The sequence below is a fragment of the Thalassospira sp. NFXS8 genome (genome assembly GCF_040148805.1).
GTDB lineage: Bacteria > Pseudomonadota > Alphaproteobacteria > Rhodospirillales > Thalassospiraceae > Thalassospira.
The window spans coordinates 757,212-782,141 of record NZ_JAGEMF010000002.1; the positions used below are offsets into that span (position 1 = coordinate 757,212).

Genomic DNA, 24,930 nt, shown 5'->3' on the forward strand with positions numbered 1-24,930 from the left:
TCGGCGGGAAGATTTGTTTTCCTGCCGACGTTTCCGGGCGGCCTGGGTTATTTGGCCGCCATGCTGCAACGATCAATATTTCACTTGTTAAGTGCGGGTTTCAGATCAACACTTGGGTATGCAGTTAAAAGATAGCGATACACCTGCCATGCCAATGGCAAGCAAACCAACACCCCCGTTGCCGCGCCAATTGCCGGGGCCAGCCCCGCAACTGGCCGCCAACAGAGGGGGTGTTGCACCGGTTTCCGCTGACGTGCAAAACGATGTTACCCTGGCATTGGATGGCATCGAAGGGCGAATTGCCCAAAACCTTGTCCATCGTGCCAGCACGCTTGTCGATACTGAACCGGACCGTGCTGTGGCGGTCTTACGTCGCTGGTTGCACGAAACATCGTGATGGTCCTATCGCCTTTTCAGTGGTGAGGGTGGCGAGGGTCGTCTTAATATTCGTGTGACGGGCCGTGATCTCTTCAATATTTCCATTCAGGTGCCATATTAAACCCGATGCCGATGCATAAAGGCGGGGCACGCTTAATTTAACGGGGTTTTCAGTGCCGGGTTTGCCACGGATTGCGTTTTTTCCAGTTTTTTTGCCATTCTTGCGTAATTTGATCGCTGTTTTGCTTTGCCAAACGGGGGGGCAGGTCAGGTTCGGGGCTGGAATGCTGTGTTTGGTGGGAATCTGCACGGTGTTCCCCTTACATCCGGCGCAGGCTGCGGCATGCCCGGTGGTTAGCCCGCCTGAAATTGCGTTTGATTTTGTGCCAAAATCGCCACAGCTTGATCGCAACCGGTCGGTTAAATGGCTAAACCGCAAGGCGGCATCCCATAACCCGGGCTGGTTTGTTACCGGGCTTACCAGTTATGCAATGCAGGCAAAGTTTGAAATGCGGATAGAACCGGTCGCGCTTGGCGATGGTCGATATTGTTTGTTGCCAGCCCGGATTCATCCCACGGTAACGGTTAGCGAACATCTGGTCTATATCGCCAGCGAACTGGACCGGGGAAGTTGCGAGTATGACGTGGTTTATGCCCATGAAGGGCAGCATGTGGCGATTAACCAGCACATGGAACTGGATATTCGCAACGCTTTGCCGACGTTTCTGGACGATGTAACGCGCGATTTTTCCCGAATGCAGCCAATTTCCGCCAGGTTGGCGGCATCGCGGATTCAAAATTTATTATCCAGATACGGGCGTGATTTTAAATCCCTGTTGGCCAAAATCGATAACGCCCGTCAACGGGACCACGCGAAGATCGACACGCCAGCGGAATATACCCGTCTGTCCCACGCCTGTGGGCCAAATTCGGCTTTTCAAACAACTTTGCCTGCGGCGATGCGCCGTTAACAATGTACAGGCGGGCGTGCCATGTGCGGCTTGGGGGAACGGTAAAAGGGCCTCCATGCTGCTGGCAGTGCTGGCAGTGCTACAGCTGTTATGCTGCGTAGTCCTCGGTTCCGGCCAATGCGCGCATGCCATTGATATTCATGGAAAATTCCCGGCGTGAATGGGTTGTTAACAGGCCCTGGCGGCGAAAATCGGCAATCACGCGGCTAGCCGTTTCGGTGGTAATGCCCAGCATCGCGCCAATATCTTCGCGTCCTGGTAAATGGCAGGCAGCCAGATCGCCATCATCATTGGCCAAAAACAGGCACAGGCGAGCAACCCGTTCCCGGGCCGAGCCTGTACTCATCTGGGTTAGCCAGTAATCGGCATCCATGACAGTCTGGTGCCAGCGGGTTAATATCTGTTTGTGCAGCCTTGGGCTTTCACGGTCCAGTTTTTCAACCACCGAAACCGGAATGCGGCATAAAACACTATCTTGCAGGGCTTCGGCATTATGGGCAAAGCGACCGGCCACCAGCGCCTCTAACCCCATGGTGCCGCCGGGCCGCACCAGCCGCACTACCCGTTGCGACCCGTCGATCAGATAATGCGTCATTTTAACCAGGCCCGATCGCAGGGTGTAAAGGCAGTCTGCGGTGTCGTCCGTATGATATAAAACCTCGCCTTGCACCAGTTTGATTTCGTCAACCGGTTGATGCACCAGTTTAAAATCTTCGTCTGTCATATCGGTAAACAGCGCAAGCTGACGCACGCCACAGCTTTTGCAGCGTACCATGTCAGGTTTGGGTTTGGCACAACCGGTTTGTGACACGAAGACCCCCTTTTATAACGACCGGGCGACAGGCGTGGTCGGCGGTGTCGTCAGGTTTGAATTTTAACTACTACAACCTGCTGTGTAATTTAGCATTAGAGAATGTAAATTCAATCGCCCGTTTTTTAAAAACTGTTTCCTTTGCCACTGGTAATGCCTGTCAAAAAGGTAATTATCCGGCGGCGCTGTCAAGCGTGACCAGGCCTTTTTCGATGGCGTAACGCACCAGGCCGGCCGAACTGTCAATGCCAAGTTTGCGTTTGATATTGCGGCGATGGGTTTCAACCGTACGGACGCTGATATCAAGTTCGCGTGCGACATGCTTGTTGCTGGCCCCACGCGCCAATAATCGCAAAACCGTGCGTTCGCGCGTGGTTAACGGCATGCCGTCATCACTGGAATCTTCGGTGATGTCGATTTTGTCGAAAGACGGGCTATATGCTTCGCCGCCACTGGCGATCGCTTCCAGGGCGCGAACCATATCATTTGATGACACGTCCTTCAGGATAAAACCGCGCACACCGGCCTGTTTGGCCGTGCGCAAATATTCCGGGTTTTCATGCATGCTGAGCATGATGACCTTGATATCGGGCAGCGTTTCGCGGAATTTTTCGGCCGCTTCAAGGCCGTTCATCACCGGCATCGAGATATCCATCAATGCGATGTCGGGTTTTAATTCTCCGGCCAAATCAAGGGCCTGTTGCCCGTTGCAGGCTTCGCCAACAATGGCGATATGGGCATAACATTCCAGGCGCGAACGAATGCCATCCATCACAAGGGCATGGTCGTCACACAGCAAAATACGGATCGGGCGATCCGAAGAAAAAACAATAGCATCACTGGTCATCGTTGTCGTCGGTCCCTGTCAGTATGATCTGGCCGCCTTGTGGAGCAAAAGCAGCCGGGAAAAGGCGAAATGGGCACGAAAAGGCTGGGGGCGCAGCCAGAAGATATTGTTTTACCGGCATCATGCTTTTAATGCCGGGGGCAGGGGTGGTGTGCCGGGGGTCACTGGCACATAGGCGGTAATGGTGGTGCCGTCATCGCGTTCCGAGGTAACACTTAACCCGCCGCCGTGAAATTCCATGCGTTCGCGCATGTTACGCAACCCGATCCCGGCACGCGGGTCGCGATTGCGAATATAGCTTTTTGTTTCAAACCCCACACCATTATCCGCAACGGTCATCACGACACTGGCACCGTCGCGGCGAATGCGCACGCTAACATGGGTGGCATCGGCGTGGCGTTCAATATTGGTCAGGCTTTCCTGCAATACCCGGTAAAGCGTTGTCTTTTTTGCCGATGTCAGGGCATTTTCAACCGGGTCGCATTTTACGCCAATTTGAATACCCGACCGGTCCTGCAATTCATTACACATGCTTTCGATGGCCGGTTTTAACCCCAGATCGTCCAGCACCGCCGGGCGCAGGTCACGCGAAATACGTCGCACTTCCTGTATTGCATCCTGTAACCGTTTGGCGGCTTTTTCAATCGGAATGGCGGCATCAGACATATTCTGGCGCATTCGGTCGCTGGCAAGTTCGATTGAATATTTCACCGATACCAGTATCTGGCTGATGCCGTCATGCAGTTCGCGCGAAACCCGCAAGCGTTCTTCTTCCTGCACATCGACCACCCGATGGGCCAGTTCCTTTAGCTTGGCGTCGGCCAGTTTGCGTTCCGACAGGGTGACAACCGTGCCCGAAATGCCCACCAGCAACACCGCCAGAACCGTAATGCCAATGATCGAAATCGTGGTTTCGCGAATATGGGCGGCAACCTCGGTTTCAATTTCGGTGACCTGCTGGGATATATCGTCAATATAAATCCCGGTGCCGATCATCCAGCCCCATTTATCAAGCATCAGCGAATAGCCGATTTTTTCGGCCGGCAATCCGGTGGAGGGTTTATCCCAGATGAAGCGTAAAAAATCGCCACCATCTTCGGCATTTTTGATCAGGGCCTGAATAACGGAATTTCCATTCAGGTCGCGCAGGTTCCAGTATGTTTTACCCACGCGCCAGGGTTCTGGCGGGTCCACCAGGGCCGTGCCATCGCGATCATAAATAAAGAAATAACCATCCTTGCCATAGGACAGGTCATTAATGATCGCCTTAACCCGTTCCTTCGATACCGCATCAAGCGGGCTTGCCACCGAATAGATGTGATTGATCGACGCCATCGCCAGTTGAAGATAGCTTTTTAACTCTTCCTTGCGGGCTTCGACGATATTGCGCTCAAAGGTGCGTGTTTCTGCCTTCGCCAGCCGTTCCGCCTGGGCAAAAACCAGCCCGGAAATCGCGCTTGCAGCCAGCAATAGCGGCAATATCGACAGCAACAGAAATTTCAGGCGCAAATTCAGTTTAGGCATGGTCGGGCGGACTTCAACTAACGGATAAAGGATTGGCTCCCCAAAAGCGGCCCGACAATAACATAAAAGCAGCGTATGTCTGCGTTTGATCGTGAAAAAACGTAACGGAACGGTCGCAATTTTGTCTTTTTCGCAAGAAAGTTGTTTTCACATCGTGGAAAGGTTGTGGCGGCGTAAATTTAAAATTGGTATTACCAGTTGAAATTACTGTTTTGACAGAGGCCGGACATTGGGCATATATCAAAAGCGTCGCCTGCCCACCAGGCGCCAGGAACTTCGGGTAGCTTATGCGCGTTTAATGCGTATTCGTGCCTGCATTCGCCACACAGGATACGGTGTTGCCGGTTTTCCGCGCCGCAACACGCTACAGGACCGTATCGTGGCGTTTCTCTTGGCTTTCGGCAGGGGCGTTCAGGGCCGCTTTTGCCATTCATATCTGGTAGGAGTCCGGTCCTAGATGTCACGTCCAGCACCCAAGAAAATCCGTAAACTTCTGGTTGCGAATCGCGGTGAAATTGCGATTCGTGTTTTGCGCGCAGCCAACGAGCTTGGCATTCGCACAGTTGCGATTTTTTCCGATGAAGACCGTTTTGCCCTGCATCGGTTTAAAGCCGACGAATCCTATGGGGTTGGCAAGGGCAACAAACCCATTCGTGCCTATCTTGATATCGAGGATATTTTGCGCGTTGCCCGCGATGCCGGGGTTGACGCCATTCATCCCGGTTACGGCTTTTTGTCCGAAAATCCCGATTTTGCCGATGCCTGTGCCGATGCCGGTATTACCTTTATCGGCCCCGATTCCGATGTGATGCGATCATTGGGCAACAAGGTTTCGGCCCGTAATCTGGCCGAGGCTGCGGGCGTGCCGGTTATGCCTGCATCCGCCGCCTTGCCCGATGACATGGACGAAGTTGCCAAAATCGCCAAGCAGGTCGGTTTTCCGATTATGTTAAAGGCAAGCTGGGGCGGTGGCGGCCGTGGCATGCGCGTGATCGAAAACGGCAAGGACCTGGCAAAACAGGTGCTGGCTGCGAAACGCGAAGCCGAAGCCGCCTTTGGCAACGGTGAAATTTATTTTGAAAAACTGATCCGTCGTGCCCGCCATGTTGAAGTCCAGATGCTGGGCGATACCCACGGCACCCTGGTGCATTTGTTTGAGCGCGATTGTTCGGTGCAGCGCCGCAACCAGAAAGTGGTCGAGCGCGCGCCGGCCCCTTATCTAAGTGAAGAACAACGCACCGAGCTTTGCGATGCAGCCATGCGTCTGGGCAAGGCGGCAAATTACGTCAATGCCGGTACAGTTGAATTTTTGATGGATGTCGATACATCCAAATTTTACTTTATCGAGGTAAACCCCCGCATTCAGGTTGAACATACGGTAACCGAATGTGTCACCGGGCTGGACCTGGTTAAGGCGCAAATTCTGATTGCGCAGGGCGGGCGCATCGGGTTTCCGTCGGAAACCGGCATTCCGTGGCAGGATAAAATCAAGCTGCGTGACCATGCCCTGCAATGCCGTATTACAACTGAAAACCCCGAAAACAACTTTGTCCCCGACTATGGCCGGATCAAGGTCTATCGCGGGGCCAATGGCTTTGGCATTCGTCTCGATGGTGGCACGGCCTATTCCGGTGCAGTGATTACCCCGTTTTATGACTCGATGCTGGAAAAGGTTACCGCCTGGGGCAGTTCCCCGCGTGAAGCTGTGGATCGCATGGACCGGGCGCTGCGCGAATTCCGTATTCGCGGGGTGACCACCAATCTGGCCTTCCTTGAAAACCTGATCAATCATCCGAAATTTCGGGCAGGGGAATATACCACCCGCTTTATTGATGAAACGCCGGAACTGTTTAAATTCGCCCGTCGCCGCGACCGTGCAACCCGCCTTTTGCGTTTCATTGGCGAAGTCAGCGTCAATGGCAATCCCGAGGTGGCAGGCCGGGCCGAACCGGCCAATTTCAACCCGCCGGTGATGCCAAAATCGATTGACCTGAAGGAAATCCGCCCCGGCACCAAACAAAAGCTGGATCAGTTGGGGCCGGAAGGCTTTTCGCGCTGGATGAAAGACCAGAAGCGCGTTTTGATGACCGATACCACCATGCGCGATGCCCATCAGTCATTGATCGCAACGCGGATGCGCACCTTCGATATGTTGAAAATCGCCCCTTATTATGCCCATGGCCTGTCGGACCTGTTTTCGATTGAATGCTGGGGCGGGGCGACCTTTGACGTTGCCATGCGGTTTTTGAAAGAAGACCCGTGGGACCGGCTGGTGAAACTGCGCGAAGCCGTGCCCAATATCCTGACCCAGATGTTGCTGCGTGCCTCGAATGCGGTGGGGTACACCAATTACCCTGATAACGCGGTGGATTACTTTGTGAAGCAGTCGGCGGAACATGGCATGGACCTGTTTCGGGTGTTTGATTCCCTTAACTGGGTTGAAAACATGAAGGTGGCGATGGAATCCGTCCTTCGTACCGGCAAGCTGTGCGAAGGGGCCATTTGTTATACCGGCGATATTTTCGACAAGGACCGGTCGAAATATAACCTCGATTATTATGTTGAAATGGCCCGCGAACTGGAAAAATCCGGCGCGCATATTCTGGGCCTGAAAGACATGGCGGGTTTGCTGCGCCCTGCGGCTGCAACCACCTTGTTTAAGGCGCTAAAGGACACGGTTAATATTCCGATCCATTTCCACACCCATGATACCAGCGGTATTTCAGCCGCTACCGTGATGGCGGCGATTGATGCCGGGGTGGATGCGGTGGATGGTGCGCTTGATTCAATGTCAGGGTTAACATCTCAGCCCAACCTTGGTTCTATTGCCCAGGCCTATCGCGGCATGGAACGAGACCCGGGGCTGGACCCGGAAGCCCTGCGTGAAGTTTCCACCTATTGGGAACAGGTGCGTCGTTATTATACCGGTTTTGAAAGCGACATTCGCAGCGGTACGTCGGATGTTTACGTGCATGAAATGCCGGGTGGTCAGTATACCAACCTGCGCCATCAGGCCCGTGCCGTTGGTCTGGAAGAACGCTGGCCCGAGGTTTCGAAGGCCTATGCCAAGGTTAACAAGATGTTTGGCGATATTGTCAAGGTCACGCCAAGCTCGAAGGTGGTTGGTGATATGGCCCTGATGATGGTGACATCGGGCTTAAGCGAACAGGACGTACTGGACCCGAAAAAGGATATCGCCTTTCCCGACAGTGTGATTTCATTCTTCCGGGGTGAAATCGGCCAGCCGGTTGGCGGTTTTCCGCCTGCTTTGCAGCGCAAGGTTCTTAAGGGCGGCGAGGCCCTGGCCGATCGCCCGGGCAAGCATATGAAGCCGATTGATTTTGCCGCGACCAAGGCCGAGATTGAAAAGAAAACCCATCGTAATACCAGCGATGCGGAGGTCGCATCCTATGTGATGTATCCCAAGGTGTTTCTGGAATATGCCGAACATCGCAGCCACAACGCCGATGTGTCGATTCTGCCAACCCCTGTGTTCTTCTATGGTATGGGGCAGGGCGAGGAAATTTCGGTGGATATCGAAAAGGGCAAAACCCTTGTCATTCGGTATCTGGCAACATCGGAATTTGGCGATGACGAAGGCCAGCGTACGGTGTTTTTCGAGTTGAACGGCCAACCACGGACCGTAAAAGTTGCCGATAACAAGCTGGCAGTTTCGGGCAAATCCCGGCCCAAAGCGGAAGATGGCAATGGTCTGCATGTGGCGGCCCCGATGCCGGGCCTTGTTGTCGAGGTGTCGGTTACCGAAGGCCAGAAGGTGAAGGCGGGCGATGTGATTTGCGCGCTGGAAGCGATGAAAATGGAAACAGCGGTGCATGCCGAAAAAGACGGGACGGTGGCGAAAATCCATGCCCCGGCAGGAACCCAGGTGGACAGCAAGGACTTGCTGGTGGAACTGACGGAGTAAAAAATGCTGAAAATGCCTGAGCCGGACCAATCCGTTCTTGCCCGGCGCACGGACATCATCGCAGCGATGCGGGCCATAGTGCCCGCATCCGGTGCCGTGATTGCCGAGGAAGATGCGCTCAGGCCTTATGAATGCGACGGGCTTATGGCCTATCGCCAATTGCCGATGATTGTGGTGTTGCCCGAAAATACGGCGCAAATTGCTGCGATTTTAAAATATTGCCATCAAAACAAAATCCGTGTGGTGCCACGCGGGGCGGGCACCGGCCTTTCGGGCGGTGCCCTGCCAATGGCTGATGCCATTACAATTAGCATGATGAAATTCAACCGTGTGCTGGATATCGACTGGGATAATCGCGCCTGTGTGGTGCAGCCCGGGGTGACCAATCTGGGCATTACCCGTGCTGTTGAGCACCGCGGGTTTTATTACGCCCCGGACCCGTCCAGTCAGATCGCCTGTTCGATTGGCGGCAACATTGCGGAAAATTCCGGCGGGGTGCACTGCCTTAAATACGGGCTGACCACCAATAATGTGCTGGGCCTGGAAATGGTCACCATCGAGGGCGATGTTTTGCGCCTTGGCGGTAAGGCCCTGGATAGTGCCGGTTATGATTTGATGGGGGTAATTACCGGGTCCGAGGGGTTGCTGGGCATTGTTACCGAAATAACCGTGCGTATTTTGCGCAAACCTGAAACCGCGCGTGCCATGTTGCTGGGCTTTCCCGACAATCAGTCTGGCGGGGACTGCGTTGCCAAAATCATTGCCAGTGGCATTATCCCCGGTGGGCTGGAAATGATGGATGCGCCGGCCATCCGCGCGACCGAGGATTTTGTCCATGCCGGTTATCCGCTGGATGTGGAATCGCTTTTGCTGGTTGAACTTGATGGACCGGAAATCGAGGTTAATCACCTGATTGACCGGGTTAGCGATATTGCCCAACAATGTGGCGCAGTATATTCGCGTATTTCTGAAAACGAAGAAGAACGTGCTCTGTTCTGGTCGGGTCGGAAAAATGCCTTTCCGGCGATTGGCCGTATTTCACCCGATTATATCTGTATGGATGGCACAATTCCGCGCGGGCGTTTGTCCGATGTGCTAGCCGGGATGCAGGTGTTTTCGCAACGTCATGGCCTTCGGGTCGCCAATGTCTTTCATGCTGGCGACGGTAATTTGCATCCGCTGATCATGTTTGATGCCAACCAGCCTGGCGAACTTGAACGGGCCGAAGCCTTTGGCGCCGATATTTTAAAACTCTGCGTCGAGGTGGGCGGTTGCCTGTCGGGTGAACATGGCATTGGCATTGAAAAACGCGATCTGATGCCGGAAATGTTTACCGAAGACGACATGAAACATCAGGAGCGCCTGAAACTGGCCTTTGATGAAGACCAGTTGTTAAACCCGGGTAAGGTTTTTCCGGTGTTGCATGGCTGTGGAGAGTTAAAAACCCTTCATGCACGCTCTGTTGCTGAAAAATTTCCCGATATTCCGCGTTTTTAACCGGCAAAAAGCCGGAGACTTGACCAAAAGAATGCAAAACGGTGTGCCGTGACCCCGCAAAGACCGGCCGCCGGATCAGGAGAGGAACCCGCCATGGCGGAAACAATAACCCCGACCAGTCCCGCGCAATTGCGTGATGCCATTTTATGGGCTTTGGGTGACAAGGTGGCACTGGAAATTATCGGGCATGGCAGCAAACGTGCCTATGGTCATGCAGTGCGTGCCGACTACGTGCTGGATTTATCAAAACTGACCGGTATTTTATTTTACCAGCCCGAAGAACTGGTAATTTCGGCCCATGCAGGCACCCCGCTTGCCGAAATCACTGCACTTTTGGCGCAAAAGCACCAGCAATTTCAGTTTGAACCGGGCGATTTTCCCCGTCTGTTAGGCGGGCAGCGGGATGGTGCCGTGGCCGGGCAGGCACCGGCAGGAACCCTGGGGGGGATGGTGGCCACCAATATTTCCGGCCCCCGCCGGTTAAAATCCGGTGCGGCACGAGACCATGTTTTGGGGTTCGGCGCGGTTAGCGGCAGGGGCGAGGATTTTAAATCTGGCGGGCGTGTCATGAAAAACGTTACCGGGTTTGATTTATCGAAATTAATGGCCGGGTCTTTTGGTACGCTGGGCGTGATGCACACGCTGACCTTAAAAGCCATGCCGGTGCCGGAAAAAACCCGAACCGTGCTGGTGCCTTGCGAGGATGTTGTTTTAGCCGGACAGGCAATGACCGCCGCGATGGGCAGTGAAAACGAGGTTTCCGGGGCGGCATGGGTGCCTGCATCCATGCTGGCAATGATTTCGCCAGATGCGGCAGAAACGGGCGATGTCGGTTCTGCAACGTCAATGGTGATGTTACGGGTCGAAGGGCCGGAACAGTCGGTAGACTGGCGGGCAGCGGCCCTGTGCCGGTTGCTCGACGATATTGGGAGCGCGATGGTATTGCGGACGGAAAAAAGCCTGGCGGTGTGGCAGGCCATTGCCGATGTAAAACCAATGCAGTCCCGGCATGACAGTATTTTATGGCGTTTGTCGGTGCCGCCATCATCCGGTGGTGCCGTGGTACAGGCATTAGGCCGGATTGAGCCAAATGTCGATGCCATGCTTGATTGGGCAGGCGGGCTGGTTTGGGCGCAATTCGCAGCCGGAAGTGTTGAGCAGGCAGGTAAAATTCGCCAGATTGCGGTTGACGCAGGTGGGCAGGCTTGTCTGGTTCGGGCCGCAGACGATTTACGCCGTGAAATTCCGGTATTTCAGCCGTTATCATCGGAAATTAACCGGATAAATCACAAAATTTCGGAAAATTTTGATCCGCACAATATTTTAAACCCGGGGCGGATGACGCCCGGTTTGGCACAGGGCGGTGTCAGCGGCAATCAGGCGGTGGGGGCATAAATGCAAACAGGTTTTAGCACCCGTCAGCTTGCCGACCCTGCAATGGCACAGTCTGAGCAGATTTTGCGTAAATGCGTGCATTGCGGGTTTTGTACGGCCACTTGCCCAACATTTGTCACCCTGGGCGACGAACTTGATAGCCCGCGTGGCCGGATCTACCTGATTAAGGATATGCTGGAAAACGACAAACCGGCCAATGAACGGGTGGTTCGCCACCTTGATCGGTGTTTGTCGTGCCTGTCCTGCACTACCACCTGCCCGTCGGGGGTGGATTACATGCATTTGATCGACCATGCGCGCGCCCATATTGAAAAAACATATCAACGCCCGATGGCGGATAAATGGTTGCGTAAATTGCTGGCATGGGTGGTGCCACGCCCAACCCTGTTTCGGGCGGCCCTTATCGGGGCAAGGCTGGCATCGCCGCTGGCCGGGCTGATGCCGGGGCGGTTGCGTGGCATGGTTAAAATGGGGGCGCGGCCATTGCCCCCGCCCAGCTGGGTGGATCGGCCACAGGTTATTCCGGCGCAAGGGGCGCGCAAGGGCCGGGTTGCCATCCTTACCGGGTGTGCACAACAGGTGCTGGAAACCGAAATTAACGAGGCCACAGTTCGGTTGCTAACCCGTCTGGGTATTGAAATTGTGGTGGCACAGGGAGCGGGGTGTTGCGGTTCGCTGGTGCATCATATGGGTAAGGAAGATGCATCCCATGCCCAGGCCATTAATAATATTGCCGCCTGGCATAGCGAGTTGGCCGAGGCTGGCGGCGAGGGGCTGGACGCGATTGTTATTACGGCATCGGGCTGTGGCACCACGGTCAAGGATTACGGAAATATGCTGGCCCATAACACCACCTGGGCGCAAAAAGCGACCCGGATTGCCAGCCTGGCCTGCGACATTTCCGAATATCTGGCAAAAATAGACGTACCGGCGGAGCTTGTGCAGCCCATTGCCCCGTTACCTGCCAAACCGGACCGGCCAACACAGGCGGTATCGGCCCGGAACGGCACCTTTGCAGGGTCTGTTACGCCATCATCAGCACCGGCATCGGTTTCTGATCGTGCGGCGGCATCAACACGCAAGGCCGTGGCCACATTTGAAACCGCATCGTCCCATGGCACAGGGGCAATTCGGGTTGCCTATCATTCGGCCTGTTCGATGCAGCATGGACAAAAAATTACCCGTCCCCCGCGCGATTTGTTGCGCAAAGCCGGGTTCGAGGTGCTGGAAATTGCCGAGGGTCATTTATGTTGTGGTTCTGCCGGGGTTTATAACCTGTTGCAGCCTGAAATTGCCGGGCAGTTAAAAGTCCGCAAACAGGCGAATATTCGCAATACCCGGCCCGACCTGGTCGCGACCGGTAATATTGGCTGCATGATCCAGCTTGAAACCGATGATCTTAAAGTGGTGCATACTGTACAATTGCTGGACTGGGCCACAGGTGGTCCCTGCCCGGGAAAACTGAAGCATATATCATAACCCGCAAATTATGATGGCAGGCGGGCATGAATTGAGAACCGGTTTGCTGGTCCGGTTTTGGTGAAAGGGCGCTTTATCTGATTTATCATCAGGCATTTATCACGGTTGATACCAGCTTGCCCGATTATGCCCCTTTGTTGCCAAGAAAATCACGGGCAATGGCTTCGGCAGCAGATTCGCCATGTTCAGGCGATGAATATTCCGCCGTTTTCGCCCTGATCCAGCTGGTAACAGTTTTCTGGTCGATGTCGATATTGACCAGAATGGCCGATATAATTGCCTCCATTGCCAAGGTATGGCTGGCAACATTGTTTACCGCATCATGCAATTCATCAAAATGCCGGGCAGCCATTTGCGATACTTCGCCAAGTTCGCCCGACAATTTATCAATTGTCGCTTTTAAGCCGTCGATTTGTTCATTCACCATTTCTCTCCCCAAAATATCGCAGGTCCCCTTTTGCGGGTGTCATCCCCATATGGCGATTATTCCGCCATTTCGGATAGCGTCGCCTCTTCTTAAGGGTTTGTAAAGCGCGACTGCGATGACTATCGATGATTCGTTTTATTGTTTTCCTGCGGCGGTAAAAATCGGGAGGAGGTGTCGCAAGGCTGTAAGCCGAAGCAGACTGGGGAAAATGGTAGCGCTGATGGCTGTGCCAAACCATAAGGACGGCGAATCATCCGCCGTGATGATCCTGAGGTTGAATGTCCTTATTGTAACATTTGGCGTCACAAGCATGATGGCAGAACCGGAAAAGTCAGGAAACCGGCAAATAACGGGAAAGATATTTTTTTATTAATACACTGAATTAAAACAATAATTTTTGAATATGACGCCCTAAAATCGACTGTAACATAACCTTAACAAATCTGACGCAATACGGTAAAAGCATAGCTGTAAAGTCCGCCTCGCAGATCGTTGCACAGTTCCTTAAGGGAACACACAAATGGGGATTTACATGAAGAAGACACTCGCTATTGCAGCACTCGCGAGCGTTGCCTTGACCGGCGCCGCACATGCGCGCGATCAGATTCGTATCGTTGGTTCGTCCACCGTGTTTCCGTTCGCAACCGCAGTTGCGGAAGAATTCGGTAAGACCACTTCTTTCAAAACACCGGTTATCGAATCAACCGGTTCCGGCGGTGGCTTGAAGCTGTTTTGTGCTGGCGTTGGGGAACAGAACCCCGACATCACCAATGCTTCGCGCCGCATTAAAAAATCCGAAGTTGAAACCTGCGCCAAAAACGGCGTTGAAGCCATTACCGAAGTCAAAATCGGTTATGACGGCATCGTTCTTGCCAACTCCAAGGAAGCACCGCTGTTCGAACTGACCAAGGAACAGATCTTCCTCGCACTGGCCAAAATCGTTCCGTCCAAAGACGGCAAGGATCTGATCGATAATCCGTACACCAACTGGAAAGAAATCGATCCGACCCTTCCTGACGAAAAGATCGAAGTTCTCGGGCCGCCGCCGACCTCCGGTACGCGCGATGCCTTCACCGAACTGGTACTTGAAGAAGCCTGTGACGAATTTCCGGCAATTGCTGCCCTTAAGGACAGCGACAAAGACAAGCACAAAGCTGCTTGTGCCGGTGTCCGTGAAGACGGTGCCTATATCGAAGCTGGCGAAAACGACAACCTGATCGTTCAGAAACTTGAAGCGAACCCGATTGCTCTGGGTATCTTCGGTTTCTCGTTCCTTGATCAGAATGGCGACAAGCTGCACGGTTCGAAAATTGGTGGCGTTGAGCCGACCTTCGAAGCCATTTCGGATGGTTCCTACCCGGTTTCCCGTTCGCTTTACTTCTATGTCAAGAATGCCCACGTTGGCACCATTCCGGGCATGGAAGAATATGTTGCGCAGTTCACTGCCGACAAAGCCTGGGGCCCGGAAGGCTACCTTGCTGACCGTGGTTTGATCCCGATGGATGACGCCGAGCGTGAACAGGTTCGCGAAGCTGCGAAAAACCTGACCCCGCTGAGCATGTAATCGCATTAAGACCGGTGGCAGCCCATCCGGGGTTGCCGCCGGTTTCTTTGTTTTAAAATTGTTTTTTTATTATTACTTTGCCCACCCGCTCTGAGTGCATCGACCGGGTTTCCGGTTTTTTCAGGCAAATGGAATAACACAATGTCCCTGACCTTTTTGTTGCTGGCGGTTGCGTTGCTTTGTGCGCTCTCTTTCGTCTTTGGACGGCAGAGAGCGATTGCACTTTCAGGCGGCCGTTTTAGCAACCTGCATTCCCTGCCAATCCACTATGGCACCTACACTGCTTTGTGGTGTGGTCTGCCGGCGCTGGCGTTGCTGATTGTCTGGTATGCCCTGCAAGGCCCGGTGACCGAGGCCCTGATCATCAATGACCTGCCGGTCGAAATTACATCCGATACCGGCAAGCTGTCATTGGCATTAAATGCAATTTCACTGATTGCAGCCGACAACGGCCAACATCTTAATGTCGCCCCCGAAGTGGTTGAAGCCGGTAATCGCCTAGCCCTTTTGCATACCATTTCCAATACGGCGTTGATTGTTGTTCTGTTGTGCGTAGCACTGGTCGGGCTGGGTTTGTCCTATCGCCGGATTGTTGCCGACATGCGGGCACGCAACAATGTCGAACGGATCGTGCGTTATCTGATGATCGGCTGTTCGGCCATTGCCATTCTTTCGACCGTTGGCATTGTGTTTTCGCTGATGTTTGAAGCCTTGCATTTCTTTAGCAAGGTCAATCCGCTTGAATTCCTGTTTGGTCTGGAATGGAGCCCGCAAACCGCAATCCGCGCCGATCAGGTCGCATCCGATGGCTCGTTTGGCATGATCCCGCTTTTTGCCGGAACCTTGCTGATCACGTTTATCGCCATGCTGGTGGCCGTGCCGGTCGGCTTGTTTTCGGCGATTTATATGGGCGAATACGCATCGCCAACTTTCCGTGCCTGGGCAAAACCGGCGCTGGAAATTCTGGCAGGCGTGCCCACGGTGGTTTACGGCTTTTTTGCCGCCCTTACCGTGGCACCATTTCTGCGCGATACTGGTTCGGTGCTTGGTTTAAGTGTCAGTTCAGAAAGTGCGCTGGCCGCCGGTCTGGTCATGGGGGTCATGATCATTCCATTTGTTTCCTCGCTGTCTGACGACGTGATGTCCCAGGTGCCGCAATCCTTGCGTGATGGTTCCTATGGGCTGGGGGCAACCAAATCCGAAACCATTCGCCACGTTATTTTCCCGGCGGCCTTGCCCGGTATTGTCGGGGCCATCCTGCTGGCAGTATCCCGGGCGATTGGCGAAACCATGATTGTGGTGATGGCGGCGGGCCTTGCGGCCAACCTTACCGCCAATCCCTTGCAGGCAGTAACGACGGTAACGGTGCAAATTGTTACCTTGCTCGTGGGTGACCAGGAATTTGACAGTGCAAAAACCCTGTCAGCCTTCGCACTTGGTCTGGTTCTTTTCCTTGTGACCCTGGGGTTGAACGTGTTCGCCCTGAAGGTTGTGCAGAAGTATCGCGAGAAATATGACTGATATGGCATCATTGATGGAAGATCGCGCTGCCACTACGGACGCCGCCAACCTGCGCAAGCCGGTTGACTGGGACAGTGCCGACATTTCGCGCAGTATCAAAAAACGCTATGCCGCCGAGCGCCGGTTCAAGACCTATGGTCTGACCGCGATCATGCTGGCACTGGCCGCGTTGGTGATGCTGGGATATTCGATCATATCAAAGGGCTACAGCGCCTTTGTTCAAACCTATGTCCAGATCGAGGTTACCTTTGATCCGGCGGTGATTGACCCCGAAGGCAACCGTGACCCGGCTGTTATCGGACGTGCCAATTATGATGGTCTGATCAAGGAAGCCCTTCGCGCCCGTTTCCCCGAGGTCACATCGCGCTCGGAAAAACGTAAACTTTACGACATCGTTTCAAGTGGTGCGTCTTATGATCTGCGCGAGCGGGTTCTTGATACCCCGTCGCTGATCGGGCAAACGCGCAAGGTCTGGCTTATTTCCGGTGATGATTTTGATATGCTCAACAAGGGCTATATCAGTGCCGACACCAACGAAGCCAGCCGACGCCTTGATGATGACCAGATCGGCTGGTTCCAGGCCCTTCAAAACGGCGATGCCATTGAAAAGCGGTTTCACACCCGGTTTTTTACCAATGGTGACTCCCGTGAACCTGAATTGGCCGGGATCTGGGGCGCTGCTGTTGGCTCGTTCTATACGTTGATCGTAACCTTGCTTTTATCTTTCCCGATCGGGGTGGCGGCGGCAATTTACCTTGAAGAATTTGCCCCGAAAAACCGCCTGACCCAGATTATTGAAGTCAATATCAACAATCTCGCGGCTGTTCCTTCCATCGTGTTTGGTCTGCTGGGGCTGGAACTTTATCTTAACGTGATGCATTTGCCGCGTTCGGCCCCGGTTGTTGGTGGTTTGACCCTGGCATTGATGACATTGCCAACCATCATCATTGCCGCGCGTGCCGCGATCAAGGCTGTACCGCCCTCTATTCGCCAGGCGGCCCTTGGCCTTGGGGCGTCACCCGTGCAAACGGTTAGCCACCATGTTTTGCCGCTTGCCATGCCGGGCATTCTGACCGGTACCATCATCGGGATGGCTCAGGCACTGGGCGAAACCGCCCCGCTTTTGATGATCGGGATGGTGGCCTTTATTGTTGATATTCCCGGCAGTGCAATGGATGCGGCAACGGTGTTGCCTGTGCAGATTTACCTGTGGGCAGACAGCCCGGAACGCGCCTTTGTCGAAAAAACCTCGGCGGCGATTATGGTGTTGCTGGCCTTCCTGATCCTGATGAACGGGTTGGCTGTGTTATTGCGCAAGAAATTTGAACGGAAGTGGTAAAATGGCTGTTGTAACGACTGATGCAATGACGAACGCACCGCAAACGCGGGGTAATTCGAAAATGGCGGCCCGCGACCTGAACCTGTTTTATGGCGACGCGCAGGCACTTTATAATGTTGACCTTGATGTTGTTGAACGCGAAGTCACCGCGCTGATCGGCCCGTCGGGCTGTGGTAAATCGACGTTTTTGCGGTGCCTGAACCGCATGAACGACACCATTGATGGCGTGTCCATCAACGGCAAGGTTACTCTTGATGACCGCGATATCTACGACAAGGTTATTGATGTGGTGCAGTTGCGTGCCCGCATCGGCATGGTGTTTCAAAAACCGAACCCGTTTCCAAAATCGATTTTCGATAACGTGGCCTATGGCCCGCGTATTCATGGTCTGGTCAATTCCCGCGATGAACTTGACGAAATCGTCATGACTTCGCTGGAAAAGGCTGGCCTGCTTAAAGAAGTCAAAGACCGTTTGGCATCGCCTGCCACCGGTCTTTCCGGGGGGCAGCAGCAACGCCTGTGCATTGCCCGTGCCGTTGCGGTCAGCCCCGAAGTTATTTTGATGGATGAACCCTGTTCCGCGCTTGATCCGATCGCGACCGCCAAGGTCGAGGAACTGATCGACGAGCTGCGTTCGAACTACACAATTGTCATCGTCACTCACTCCATGCAGCAGGCCGCGCGTGTGTCGCAGCGCACGGCTTTTTTCCACCTGGGTAAACTGGTGGAAGTCGGCGAAACGGACCAAATTTTTACCAACCCGCGAGACGAACGCACCAAAGGCTATATCACTGGGCGCTTCGGCTAAGCCGGGCAGGAGGTAATACGATGAGAAAAGAAGAAAGCCATATCGTCAGTTCATTTGACGATGAACTGACACGGTTGAACAATATCATTTCGCAAATGGGCGGTTTGGCCGAAAGCCAGCTGATTTCGGCCATTCGCGCCATTTCAAAACGCGATTCCGAACTGGCCGAACAGGTCATTGTTTCGGACCTGCGGATTGATAAGCTAGAACAGGAAGTGCAGGATTTTGCTGTACGTGTTCTGGCCCTGCGTCAGCCGATGGCCGATGATTTGCGACAGGTCGTTACGGCATTGAAACTGTCGAACGATCTCGAACGCATTGGCGATCTGGCCAAGAACATTGCCAAACGCGCACAGGTTCTTAACCAGATGGCGCCGATCCGCCCGGTTCAGGTTATTCCCAACATGGCGCGCCTGGCCCAGGAAATCATCAAGGACGTTCTGGACGCCTATATCGAAAACGATGCCGAAAAGGCCCAGCGCGTTTGGGCGCGGGACCAGGAAGTGGACGATATGTACAATTCGCTGTTCCGCGAATTGCTGACCTATATGATGGAAGATCCGCGCAACATTACCGCATCGACCCATCTTTTGTTCATTGCCAAAAACATTGAACGTATTGGCGATCATGCCACCAACATCGCTGAAACGATCTATTACCGGATCAAGGGTGAAGATTTGCCCGTTGATGGCCGTCCGAAAAATGACGCTGCCAATTTTGCTGTGATTGAACCCAACGAGGCAGGGGAATAACAGGATGGATCCTACGGTTCTTATTGTCGAGGATGAAGCCGCCATCGTTACGATGTTGCGCTATAACCTTGAACGCGAAGGCATGAATGTTGTCGAAGCCGGTGATGGCGACGAAGCCTTGAAAATCATGGCTGAAACCCATGTTGATCTGGTTTTGCTCGACTGGATGTTGCCGGTCATGTCGGGGATCGAGGTGTGCCGCCAGATCCGCCGGAAACCGGAAAGCCGGGATTTGCCGGTGATTATGGTGACCGCACGCGGCGAAGAAGGCGACCGTATTCGTGGCCTTGATACCGGTGCCGATGACTACGTGACCAAGCCCTTTGCCATTGGCGAATTGCTGGCCCGTATCCGTGCGCTTTTGCGTCGGTCGGGTCCGGCGCAACCACAGGGGCAGTTGATCTATTCTGATATCGAAATGGATTTGGCCGCGCACCGGGTTAACCGCAGTGGCAAACCGATCCATCTGGGGCCGACAGAATTTCGCCTGTTGCGGTATTTTCTGGAACATCCGGGGCGGGTTTTCTCGCGCGAACAGTTACTTAACGCCGTTTGGGGGCCGAATATCTATGTCGAAACCCGCACGGTAGATGTGCATATTCGCCGTCTGCGCAAAGCATTGAACGATGTTAAAGGCACCAAGGACGTTATTCGGACTGTTCGTGCGGCGGGCTATGCCCTTGACGATGATGCCGCTGCGTAACCGGCATTTTTATTTAAGTAAATTGTGACAGAATTTCGCAATTTACACTGAAATTACAAGGCCCTGTCACATGACAGGGCCTTGTTTTATACAATATTGAAATATTGTCGCCCTTCGTTATGGCTTTTCGCCGGACAGGGGGGCGGAAGCGGTGGTTTTGGCCGTCGCCGTTGCGGGTGCCGTAGATGGCGCACTGATCGGTTTTGTGGCGCTGCCGGGTGAATGTGATGGCGCGCGTGGTGCCAGTTCGTTCATCAGCAGCATGTCGGCACGGCGGAATTTGGCAATTTCGGTATCAATTTCATCCTGGGGGACATCGCAGGCTGATAATACATGGTCTGACAGGCGCAGGCCGGTTTCCAACACTTCGGGGATGGCGGCATTGGCACCGCTGCGGGCCAATGCGCCGATATGGGAAATGTCCTGGGCGCGGGCGAAAATTTTTAAATGCGGGTAATGCTGGCGCAGCAAGGCCACGGTTTTTTCGGTTTCATGCGGGGTGCCCATGGCAACGGCGGCCACATGGGCTTGATCGGTATGGGCCGCCCGAAAACTTTCCGGACGCGAGCCATCGGCAAAATAAACCGGTAATCCTTCGGCACGGCCCCGTGCAACTTGCTGGGCGTCGGATTCCAGCACGATAAAGGGAATATTCCGGGTTTTTAACAAACGCGCCAAAACGCGGCCAACGCGGCCACAGCCAATAATCAGCACATGATGTTCAACCCCTTCGGTGTGGCTTTCAATTTCACCAAGCTGGTCGGTTTCGCGCGGGTGCAGGATATCTTCCAGCTTTTTGCCCAGGCTGATCAGGCTGGGTGTTACGGCCATGGAAATGGCAACAATCGGCACAAGAATGGCGGCAAGATCGGGTGTGATGGCACCGTTTTGGGCGGCCAGTGTAAACATGACAAAGGCAAATTCGCCGCCGCCCGCAAGCCCCATTGCAATGCGGATCGAAACGGCACGGTCAAACCGTGTTGCCAGCGACAGTACAAACAGGATTGCGGCCTTGATCAACAGCAGGGCCGCCACGCCCAAAATCACCGTGATCGCGTGATTGTAAACCACCCCGATATCGACCGACATGCCAACTGACATGAAAAACAGCGATAGAAACACCCCGCGAAACGGGGCAATGTCGGCTTCGATCTGGTGGCGAAATTCGGTTTCGGCCAACATGACGCCGGCAATAAACGCGCCCAGCGCCATGGAAAGACCTGCCATTTCGGTCAGGGTGCTGGCAGCCAGCACCGCAAACAGGGTGCCAATGGCAAACAGTTCGGGGTTGTGCAGGGCGGCAATGGCGCGAAACATCGGACGTAATAAATACCGCCCCGCCAGCAATAAAAGGGCAACCGCACCAAACCCGGCCAGAATACTGACCCACGGGCTGGTGGTACTGGTGGTGTTGCCCGCCGCCTGCACCATGATCAAAAACGGTCCGACCGACACGTCTTGCAACAGCAAAACCGCCAATGCAGCCCGGCCAAAACGGGTATGTAACTGACGTTCATCGGATAATTGCTTAAGAATGATTGCCGTTGATGACAGGGCCAGCGCGCCAGCAATGACCAACGCCGCGGGCAGGGGTAAATCAATGGCCACCAGGGCGATAAAGCCGACGCCCAGCGTCACCAGAATTTGCAATACGCCAAGGGCGGCAAATTTGCCGCCAATCACGCGCAACCGTTCGCGCGACAGCTCCAGCCCGATCATGAACAGCAAGAACACCACGCCCAGTTCGGCAACGGTGGAAATATCCCTGTTGCTGGGAATAAGCCCCAATCCGAAAGGGCCGATCACCAACCCGCCCACCAGAAACCCGATAATCGAATTGGCCCGCAAACGCTGGGCAAGGGGCACTGCAATCACGGCAGCGCTTAAAATCAGGAACAGCTCGAACAGCACATTGCTATGAGGCATGAATGATCTTCCAGGGTCGTTAAATTCGCGGCCAGTCAACAAACGGTCCCGGTTGCGTGCAGCATAGCAAAACGGGGTGAAAAAACGATGTAAATCTGGTTTTTACGGTGTGTGTTTGCGTGGGAAAGTTGCTTTTAGGCATGGGTTTATAAAGGTTTTCAAGATGGTTTTACGATGTCGGCGGGGCATTGCGCCCGATATTGTCCAGGTTCTGGTTCGGCATTTTCAAGTGTTGGTCGGCGATGTTTCAATTTCAATGAGCGGGGCTGGAAAACCGGTTTCTGGCAGGAGAAAAAGGTCACATTCCGTTTGACGCATTGTGTTTTTAAAGATGTGCCATATGTAATGTCACATTCAGGCGGCGATCGGCTGTGTTTTAGGTAACAACACGATAATACAGGGCTGGTCAGTTATGCCTGCGATCCGCTATTTGGGGACACAGCTTGCGTTTGCAGGGTGGCAGTGCCATCTTGCGCGGCAGTGCCCGGATGAATACAGGGCACATTTTTTTTAATAAAAAACGGCGGACCGGTTTTGGAACAGCTTATACCCTATTTACAGATATTAGCCGGATTGGTGCTTTTGACGGTCGGAGGCGAATTTATGGTTCGCGGGGCCGTTGGTCTGGCGCTGTTGATGGGGATTTCCAAGGTCATTGTCGGGCTTACCATTGTTGCTGCGGGCACATCGGCACCTGAATTTGTGGTGTCGCTGAACGCAGCCCTTGCCGGGTCGGGCGATATTGCGATGGGGAATGTGGTTGGTTCGAATATTGCCAATATTTTGCTGATTTTGGGGGCTGTCGCTGTTTTAAAACCTATTGCTGCCAGCCGGACCACCACCGTTCGGGATGGCGGGGCCATGTTAATAGGCACTTTGCTGTTTATCGGGTTTTGCATGTTTGGTGTGATCGACCGCTGGGCGGGGTTGGTGATGCTCGCAGTGCTGATCGGCATGTGGTATTTCACCTATAAACATGACAAGCAAAATCCCGGTGATGCCAGTTCGCTGCACGAAGATGAGGCCGACGAAGTCGGCGAAGCCCCGTCGGGCTGGACTAAACCGGTTGTTGCCACAGTCGTTGGCGTGGTGGGCCTGACATTTGGTGCCGATTTGCTGGTGGATGGTGGTGTAACCGTCGCGCGCGATTTTGGTGTGTCGGAAGCCGTGATTGGCTTGACGCTGGTGGCGTTTGGTACGTCCTTGCCCGAACTGGCCGCTTCAATGGTTGCAGCATTTCGCGGGCATTCGGATGTGGCGCTGGGAAATGTTTTTGGCTCGAACCTGCTTAACCTGCTGGTGATTATTGGCGGTGTTTCGGTAATTTCCCCCATTTCGGTTCCCGCGCAAATCGCCCAGTCCGATATCTGGATAATGCTGGCGGTTACGGTGGCGGTGCTGGTGGTGGCATTTTGCGCCAAACGGATCGGGCGTATTGCCGGGGCTGTTTTTATGGCAGCCTATGCCGGTTATATCGGCATGTTGTTTGCCTGAACAAATAAAAGGGGCAGGATGCCGATCATGGCAATCTACCCGGATGACGATAATTAAATGGCAGGAAACGGATAAAAGCGATGACGGACAATTTGCCAAAAACCGCCCTTGTCACAGGGGCTGCCAAACGGATCGGGCGTGTAATTGCGCTGGATCTGGCCGGGCAGGGCTATGATATTGTTCTTCATTGTAACCGCTCGCGGGATGCCGCCGATGAACTGGCAACAGATATTCGCGATATGGGCCGCAAATGCCATGTCGTGTGCGCCGATTTGTCGCGCGAGGAAGAAACCACCGGTATCATGGCGGCAGCACATGATGCCCTTGGCCCGGTCGGGCTATTGGTTAATAACGCATCGACCTTTGATTATGATGATGTGAAAACGGCAACCCGTGAAAGCTGGGACTTTCACATGGAAGTCAATTTGCGTGCACCTTTTGTGTTGTCACAGGCCTTCGCGCGCCAGTTGCCCGAAGACGCAGGCGGGTTGATTGTCAATATTATTGACCAGAGGGTGTGGAATCTGACGCCGCATTTTACCACCTATAGCCTGTCCAAGGCCGGGTTATGGACCTTGACCCAAACCCTGTCGCTGGGGTTGGCACCGCGTATTCGGGTAAATGGTATTGGCCCGGGGCCGGTATTGCCCAGCGTGCGGCAAAGCCAGGAAGATTTCGATGCGCAGTGCCGTAAAACACCGTTGGGAATTGGGACATCGCCGCAGCAGATTTGCGACGCGATACGATTTTTTCTTGCAGCACCCGCTGTCACCGGGCAAATGTTAGCCCTTGATGGTGGGCAACATATGAATTGGGCGCCTTGCGACAGTAACGAACAGCCTGTCGAATAACCCGCACTGCCATGCCGATGCTGGCGGTTTGTGCCAGTTGCCCCCACCCGCGCAGCACGAAGGAAAATAAACATGACCGCAGGTCTGAAACAGGACGATAACATCACCACCTTGCCCTATGCCGATCAGGCAGGCAGCTTGCGGCGCGTCTTTGTGCGCGACATGGTGGTCAATACCTCGATCGGGGTTTACGACTTTGAAAAGGATGCGCCCCAGCGCGTGCGCATCAACCTGGATTTATCCGTGGTCGAGGGCGAAGGCCCCAAGAATGACGAATTGCAAAATGTGCTGTGTTACGAGGAACTGGTGAACGGCGTGCGCGCAATTTGTGCAACCGGCCATGTGAACCTTGTGGAAACCCTGAGCGAGAAAATTGCCGAGATGTGTTTGACCGATCGCCGGGTGCGCAAGGTCTGTGTGCGGGTCGAAAAACTGGATGTGTTTGACGATGTCGCGGCGGTCGGGGTCGAAATTGAGCGGTTCAATCTCGCGCGGTGATATCAGCGTTTTGAAATGTATAAATGCCGATATCGGGGCCATTATCATGGCGAATCTGTGATTCCCTAAGGGCGAATCGCTTTGGTCGTTTATGCACAAGCATTCCTGGCGACAAAAACATAGGGGTAAAAAGATATTTTACGGTAAGATTACGGAATGTTTTCAGGTTGACAGTATTTTTAGTTAATAAAATCAAATACTTAGTATTTATGCCTAAAAT

21 protein-coding genes are annotated in these 24,930 nt (G+C 53.9%); 15 read left to right on the forward strand and 6 right to left on the reverse strand.

All coding sequences use genetic code 11. The features are described 5' to 3' along the window. Positions 1-112 precede the first annotated feature (112 nt). Positions 113-397, forward strand: coding sequence for a hypothetical protein (locus J4E05_RS12615; RefSeq protein WP_349596070.1), 285 nt, complete (start codon positions 113-115; stop codon positions 395-397). On the opposite strand, the gene J4E05_RS12620 is transcribed toward J4E05_RS12615, so the two are convergent. Then, entirely contained in the window at positions 368-688 is a 321-nt protein-coding gene (locus J4E05_RS12620) for a hypothetical protein (protein WP_349596073.1), read from the reverse strand. The genes J4E05_RS12615 and J4E05_RS12620 overlap by 30 nt on opposite strands. A gap of 1 nt (position 689) precedes the next feature. Here J4E05_RS12620 and J4E05_RS12625 point away from each other — a divergent pair, with 1 nt between their 5' ends. Continuing rightward, complete coding sequence (locus J4E05_RS12625) at positions 690-1,349, forward strand: hypothetical protein (RefSeq protein WP_349596076.1); 660 nt, start codon at positions 690-692, stop codon at positions 1,347-1,349. 88 nt (positions 1,350-1,437) lie between these two features. Here J4E05_RS12625 and J4E05_RS12630 read toward each other — a convergent pair whose 3' ends face one another. The 3 genes from J4E05_RS12630 to J4E05_RS12640 all read right to left on the reverse strand — a co-directional run bounded on the left by J4E05_RS12630 (position 1,438) and on the right by J4E05_RS12640 (position 4,531). Beyond that, positions 1,438-2,160, reverse strand: a complete 723-nt coding sequence (locus J4E05_RS12630) for a Crp/Fnr family transcriptional regulator (protein WP_349596079.1) — start codon at positions 2,158-2,160, stop codon at positions 1,438-1,440. Positions 2,161-2,332: 172 nt separating this feature from the next. Further along, on the reverse strand, positions 2,333-3,007 hold the full coding sequence (locus tag J4E05_RS12635) for a response regulator transcription factor (protein WP_349596082.1): 675 nt from the start codon (positions 3,005-3,007) through the stop codon (positions 2,333-2,335). A gap of 120 nt (positions 3,008-3,127) precedes the next feature. After that, on the reverse strand, positions 3,128-4,531 hold the full coding sequence (locus J4E05_RS12640; RefSeq protein ID WP_085586991.1) for a cache domain-containing protein: 1,404 nt from the start codon (positions 4,529-4,531) through the stop codon (positions 3,128-3,130). A 457-nt stretch (positions 4,532-4,988) separates the two neighbouring features. Here J4E05_RS12640 and J4E05_RS12645 point away from each other — a divergent pair, with 457 nt between their 5' ends. The 4 genes from J4E05_RS12645 (at position 4,989) to J4E05_RS12660 (ending at position 12,827) form a co-directional block, all read left to right on the forward strand. After that, positions 4,989-8,456 (forward strand): pyruvate carboxylase, encoded by a 3,468-nt coding sequence (locus tag J4E05_RS12645; RefSeq protein WP_085586992.1) that lies wholly within the window; start codon positions 4,989-4,991, stop codon positions 8,454-8,456. Between the two features lie 12 nt (positions 8,457-8,468). Next, the gene (locus tag J4E05_RS12650) at positions 8,469-9,953 is read left to right on the forward strand and encodes an FAD-linked oxidase C-terminal domain-containing protein (RefSeq protein WP_349597570.1); all 1,485 of its coding nucleotides are present in this window, start codon (positions 8,469-8,471) and stop codon (positions 9,951-9,953) included. A gap of 93 nt (positions 9,954-10,046) precedes the next feature. After that, positions 10,047-11,348, forward strand: a complete 1,302-nt coding sequence (locus tag J4E05_RS12655) for an FAD-binding protein (RefSeq protein ID WP_349596087.1) — start codon at positions 10,047-10,049, stop codon at positions 11,346-11,348. Next, positions 11,349-12,827 carry a heterodisulfide reductase-related iron-sulfur binding cluster gene (locus tag J4E05_RS12660; RefSeq protein WP_349596090.1) on the forward strand — a complete coding sequence of 493 codons (1,479 nt, stop codon included), beginning with the start codon at positions 11,349-11,351 and terminating at the stop codon, positions 12,825-12,827. 124 nt (positions 12,828-12,951) lie between these two features. On the opposite strand, the gene J4E05_RS12665 is transcribed toward J4E05_RS12660, so the two are convergent. Next, positions 12,952-13,254 carry a hypothetical protein gene (locus J4E05_RS12665; protein ID WP_349596093.1) on the reverse strand — a complete coding sequence of 101 codons (303 nt, stop codon included), beginning with the start codon at positions 13,252-13,254 and terminating at the stop codon, positions 12,952-12,954. Between the two features lie 532 nt (positions 13,255-13,786). Between J4E05_RS12665 and J4E05_RS12670 the strand changes: the two genes are divergently transcribed. The 6 genes from J4E05_RS12670 (at position 13,787) to phoB (ending at position 19,941) form a co-directional block, all read left to right on the forward strand. Further along, positions 13,787-14,818 (forward strand): PstS family phosphate ABC transporter substrate-binding protein, encoded by a 1,032-nt coding sequence (locus tag J4E05_RS12670; RefSeq protein ID WP_349596096.1) that lies wholly within the window; start codon positions 13,787-13,789, stop codon positions 14,816-14,818. Between the two features lie 141 nt (positions 14,819-14,959). After that, positions 14,960-16,339, forward strand: a complete 1,380-nt coding sequence (pstC, locus tag J4E05_RS12675; RefSeq protein WP_085586997.1) for a phosphate ABC transporter permease subunit PstC — start codon at positions 14,960-14,962, stop codon at positions 16,337-16,339. Then, positions 16,332-17,678: a phosphate ABC transporter permease PstA gene (gene pstA / locus J4E05_RS12680; RefSeq protein ID WP_085586998.1), complete on the forward strand. Its 1,347-nt coding sequence runs from the start codon at positions 16,332-16,334 to the stop codon at positions 17,676-17,678. The genes pstC and pstA overlap by 8 nt, the downstream gene beginning before the upstream one ends. Position 17,679: 1 nt before the next feature. Next, positions 17,680-18,486, forward strand: coding sequence for a phosphate ABC transporter ATP-binding protein PstB (gene pstB / locus J4E05_RS12685; protein WP_085586999.1), 807 nt, complete (start codon positions 17,680-17,682; stop codon positions 18,484-18,486). A 20-nt stretch (positions 18,487-18,506) separates the two neighbouring features. Continuing rightward, positions 18,507-19,238, forward strand: a complete 732-nt coding sequence (phoU, locus tag J4E05_RS12690) for a phosphate signaling complex protein PhoU (RefSeq protein WP_085579331.1) — start codon at positions 18,507-18,509, stop codon at positions 19,236-19,238. Positions 19,239-19,242: 4 nt separating this feature from the next. Continuing rightward, positions 19,243-19,941, forward strand: coding sequence for a phosphate regulon transcriptional regulator PhoB (gene phoB / locus J4E05_RS12695; RefSeq protein WP_073955491.1), 699 nt, complete (start codon positions 19,243-19,245; stop codon positions 19,939-19,941). Between the two features lie 117 nt (positions 19,942-20,058). On the opposite strand, the gene J4E05_RS12700 is transcribed toward phoB, so the two are convergent. Next, positions 20,059-21,867, reverse strand: a complete 1,809-nt coding sequence (locus tag J4E05_RS12700; RefSeq protein WP_349596102.1) for a cation:proton antiporter domain-containing protein — start codon at positions 21,865-21,867, stop codon at positions 20,059-20,061. A 534-nt stretch (positions 21,868-22,401) separates the two neighbouring features. Here J4E05_RS12700 and J4E05_RS12705 point away from each other — a divergent pair. From J4E05_RS12705 to folB, 3 genes are all read left to right on the forward strand, one after another. Beyond that, positions 22,402-23,361: a calcium/sodium antiporter gene (locus J4E05_RS12705; RefSeq protein ID WP_349596105.1), complete on the forward strand. Its 960-nt coding sequence runs from the start codon at positions 22,402-22,404 to the stop codon at positions 23,359-23,361. An 80-nt stretch (positions 23,362-23,441) separates the two neighbouring features. Next, a complete protein-coding gene (locus J4E05_RS12710; RefSeq protein WP_349596108.1) occupies positions 23,442-24,212 on the forward strand; it encodes an SDR family oxidoreductase in 771 nt (256 codons plus the stop codon). Between the two features lie 72 nt (positions 24,213-24,284). Further along, on the forward strand, positions 24,285-24,710 hold the full coding sequence (gene folB / locus J4E05_RS12715) for a dihydroneopterin aldolase (RefSeq protein WP_349596111.1): 426 nt from the start codon (positions 24,285-24,287) through the stop codon (positions 24,708-24,710). Positions 24,711-24,930: the final 220 nt, after the last annotated feature.

Bases quoted from the DNA above. Each gene is read 5' to 3' on its own strand.
- J4E05_RS12710 (WP_349596108.1), top strand. From the start codon at position 23,442: ATGACGGACAATTTGCCAAAAACCGCCCTTGTCACAGGGGCTGCCAAA.
- J4E05_RS12670 (WP_349596096.1), top strand. From the start codon at position 13,787: ATGAAGAAGACACTCGCTATTGCAGCACTCGCGAGCGTTGCCTTGACC.
- folB (WP_349596111.1), top strand. From the start codon at position 24,285: ATGACCGCAGGTCTGAAACAGGACGATAACATCACCACCTTGCCCTAT.
- phoB (WP_073955491.1), top strand. From the start codon at position 19,243: ATGGATCCTACGGTTCTTATTGTCGAGGATGAAGCCGCCATCGTTACG.
- pstB (WP_085586999.1), top strand. From the start codon at position 17,680: ATGGCTGTTGTAACGACTGATGCAATGACGAACGCACCGCAAACGCGG.
- J4E05_RS12665 (WP_349596093.1), bottom strand. From the start codon at position 13,254: ATGGTGAATGAACAAATCGACGGCTTAAAAGCGACAATTGATAAATTG.
- J4E05_RS12700 (WP_349596102.1), bottom strand. From the start codon at position 21,867: ATGCCTCATAGCAATGTGCTGTTCGAGCTGTTCCTGATTTTAAGCGCT.
- J4E05_RS12635 (WP_349596082.1), bottom strand. From the start codon at position 3,007: ATGACCAGTGATGCTATTGTTTTTTCTTCGGATCGCCCGATCCGTATT.
- J4E05_RS12645 (WP_085586992.1), top strand. From the start codon at position 4,989: ATGTCACGTCCAGCACCCAAGAAAATCCGTAAACTTCTGGTTGCGAAT.
- J4E05_RS12650 (WP_349597570.1), top strand. From the start codon at position 8,469: ATGCCTGAGCCGGACCAATCCGTTCTTGCCCGGCGCACGGACATCATC.
- phoU (WP_085579331.1), top strand. From the start codon at position 18,507: ATGAGAAAAGAAGAAAGCCATATCGTCAGTTCATTTGACGATGAACTG.
- J4E05_RS12640 (WP_085586991.1), bottom strand. From the start codon at position 4,531: ATGCCTAAACTGAATTTGCGCCTGAAATTTCTGTTGCTGTCGATATTG.
- J4E05_RS12655 (WP_349596087.1), top strand. From the start codon at position 10,047: ATGGCGGAAACAATAACCCCGACCAGTCCCGCGCAATTGCGTGATGCC.
- pstC (WP_085586997.1), top strand. From the start codon at position 14,960: ATGTCCCTGACCTTTTTGTTGCTGGCGGTTGCGTTGCTTTGTGCGCTC.
- pstA (WP_085586998.1), top strand. From the start codon at position 16,332: ATGACTGATATGGCATCATTGATGGAAGATCGCGCTGCCACTACGGAC.
- J4E05_RS12660 (WP_349596090.1), top strand. From the start codon at position 11,349: ATGCAAACAGGTTTTAGCACCCGTCAGCTTGCCGACCCTGCAATGGCA.